The 2,738-nt window shown below is 61.9% G+C and carries 4 protein-coding genes; 1 reads left to right on the top strand and 3 read right to left on the bottom strand.

The window, feature by feature from the left end:
* Positions 1-151: 151 nt before the first annotated feature.
* Together ypfJ and OKC30_RS20435 are read right to left on the bottom strand one after the other, a co-directional pair.
* Entirely contained in the window at positions 152-946 is a 795-nt protein-coding gene (gene ypfJ / locus OKC30_RS20430; RefSeq protein WP_270809789.1) for a KPN_02809 family neutral zinc metallopeptidase, read from the bottom strand.
* 74 nt (positions 947-1,020) lie between these two features.
* The gene (locus OKC30_RS20435) at positions 1,021-1,284 is read right to left on the bottom strand and encodes a hypothetical protein (protein WP_039040440.1); all 264 of its coding nucleotides are present in this window, start codon (positions 1,282-1,284) and stop codon (positions 1,021-1,023) included.
* A gap of 141 nt (positions 1,285-1,425) precedes the next feature.
* Between OKC30_RS20435 and OKC30_RS20440 the strand changes: the two genes are divergently transcribed.
* Positions 1,426-1,947 (top strand): GNAT family N-acetyltransferase, encoded by a 522-nt coding sequence (locus OKC30_RS20440; RefSeq protein WP_270665407.1) that lies wholly within the window; start codon positions 1,426-1,428, stop codon positions 1,945-1,947.
* A gap of 101 nt (positions 1,948-2,048) precedes the next feature.
* Here OKC30_RS20440 and OKC30_RS20445 read toward each other — a convergent pair whose 3' ends face one another.
* On the bottom strand, positions 2,049-2,225 hold the full coding sequence (locus OKC30_RS20445) for a hypothetical protein (RefSeq protein ID WP_010672653.1): 177 nt from the start codon (positions 2,223-2,225) through the stop codon (positions 2,049-2,051).
* Positions 2,226-2,738 lie beyond the last annotated feature (513 nt).

Consider the following 2,738-nt stretch of genomic DNA (forward strand, 5'->3'; position numbering starts at 1 on the left):
GTGGTGTGTTTGGAGACAGCCAGTTTACCAGCACCCTGTCTGTCAACTTCCACTTCCCCAAGATCCCGCGAAGAACCCTTCTTTTGGGCGTCTAGCGGGCGGCGAAGGTGTCGCAACTGGCGGGCTTGCCGCTGTCAAAACCGCGTTTGAACTAGGCGAGGCGCTGGGCCGAGGTGCCGTGGGTGAAGCTGTCGGGAACGACCCGGCCCTGACCTTGCTGCTGCAACCTGTCGTCGCCTATGGCCTGGGCGGCATTGAGCGCCTCTTCCAGATCGCCACGCTCCAGCACCTGCTCTTTTTCCATGTAGTGGCCCCAGACCCCGGCGAAGCAGTCCGCCTGCAGTTCGAGCTTGACCGACAACCGGTTCTGGGCGACCTGGCTCAGCCCCTGTTGCTGCTGGCGCACCTTGGTGGAGATGCCGAGCAGGTTCTGCACGTGGTGGCCCACTTCGTGGGCGATCACATAGCCCTGGGCGAAGTCGCCGTCGGCCCCCAGCTTGTCGCGCATGTCCTGATAGAAGGAGAGATCGATGTAGACGGTGCTGTCGGCCGGACAGTAGAAGGGCCCCATCACCGACTGCCCCTGGCCGCAGCCGGTGCGGGTCGCACCGCGATAGAGCACCAGTCTGGGGGCCTGATAGTGGTTGCCGCTTTGCTGGAACATCTCACCCCAGGCGTCCTCCGTGGAGGCGAGCATCACCGAGGTGAAGCGGGCGAGGGGATCGTTTGCAGCCTGGGACGAGTTCTGACGCTGGGGCTGGCTCTGCGGGGCCGGATCCTGCAGCAGGGGGCCGAGGTCCACGCCGTAGTACCCCGCCACCATGATCACCACCAGCAGGATCAGACGCCCCTTGCCACCGATGGGCAGGCCGCCGCCCCCGTTGCCGCCGCTTTGCTGGCGTCGGTCTTCCACATTGTTGCTCTCACGGCGATCTTGCCAGCGCATATCCCCATACTCCCGTCATTGGTGGTGGCAGTAATGATAATGGCTGGCGCCGGGGCTTGCCTAATCGGCCCGGGTCATTCGGCCCAGGGCATCTCGGGCAGGCTGTCGAGAAACTCGCCGTAACGGACGAGGTTGAAGGGGCCCTGTTCGGCTTCCATGGCCATGAGTTCGGCGCCCAGGGCGCAGGCGATGTATTGCAGCGCCTCTTCCCGCGGGGTGCCCTTCATCACCAGGCGCATCAGGGTCGCTTTCACCTGGAGGGGATGGCCGTCGGCGAGCTGGTTCTCCACCATCTCCAGCAGTGTCTCTTCATCAAAAAATTCGGGGGTATCGGTCATGGCCGTTCTCCTGCCTGTTCCATGGGGTGGGCAGTATAGCGGGGACGCGGCTCCCGGGGGCGAAAATATCCTCCGGGTCTTGCCAAGGAAGCGGGGCGGGAGCAGTCTTGGACACTCTCTACTGCCGAACGAGCCCATGTCATGATCCTCTCCGAGCGCCTGGAACTGCGCAAACTGACCATTGTCGATGCCCCCTTCATTCTCGAACTGCTCAACGATGGTGATTTTCACCGCTACATCGGCGATCGCGGGGTGCGTACCCTGGCGGATGCCGAAAACTACATCCAGCAGGGGCCTGCGGTCAGTTATGCCCGCTACGGTCACGGACTCTATCTGGTGGTGCGGCGGGAAGACGGGGCCAGGCTCGGCATCTGCGGTCTGATCAAGCGCGATACCCTGCCCTGTGAAGACATCGGCTATGCCTTCCTGCCCGCCTGGCGCGGCCAGGGCTATGCCATCGAAGCCGCGCGGGCGGCCATGGCAGATGGCCGTGAACGGCTCGGCATCGAGCGGGTGGTCGCCATCGTCACCCCGGGCAATGAGCGCTCGGTCCGGCTACTCGCCAAGCTGGGGCTGAGTCAGGGTAAACGGGTCAGGCTGGGAGCCGGCGAGGAGGAGTGCCTGCTGCTGGAGGCGCCGGACAAGGAGACTTGCGGGGTCTAGTCATCGCTCGGGTGGTGGGGCCATGCAGACTATGACGTCAGGCAAGGAGGCCGCCGTGAGTTGCGGCCTGTCTGCATCGGGCGCTGCCTGGGCAGGCCGGATCAGTTGAGCTCTTCGATGGAGAACTCGCCGGCGATGCCATCACAGGAGATGGCGAAGCCGCCGCTGAAGCGGGTGCTGAACTGGATCAGGAACGCATCGTCGTCGTGTTCTTGCACGGGCAGGTTGATGGGTTTGCTGCGACGCAGGGGTTTGCGGATCTGTACGTGTTTCATCATGGTATTTCTCTATATAAATTAAGTGTTTGCTCCTTGTATTGGCAAATGTCAGGTCAATGGGCGCGGTCAGCACGATGGCGGACGAGCGCGCAGGAATACCCAGCCCGGTTCAGGGGCGTCTGCACTTTCAAGGAAGGCGCCAAGGACCACGCGGATGCATGATGCTACTTGGGAGTGGGCAGATCGGGTCTGCACCGTGAGAGCCGGGCAACGCAGGCAGACAGCCTGAACGGTTCTCAAGGCGAGTAAATCAGAAGAAGGTTATGCGGGTACTGGCAGGATTCATCGTGAGGTGAAGCATTGCGAACATAATCAGGGCTGATTAACTAGCCGGCGCGCATTCTCTCCTCGAAATGTGTAAAAAGCAAACACTAATTGTGCGTTCACCCAGTCATTCCCTGTTTTTCACGGCCACGGGGACGGCAAAAGGGCTCCCGAGGGAGTAATGCCGATCAGTTAAGGATCCATTGACCGATCCTCAGGCTGTGTAAGAATCCGAAACTCCTTGTTGGG

Source organism: Aeromonas sp. QDB18, from assembly GCF_027705325.1.
Classification (GTDB): Bacteria; Pseudomonadota; Gammaproteobacteria; order Enterobacterales; family Aeromonadaceae; genus Aeromonas; species Aeromonas caviae.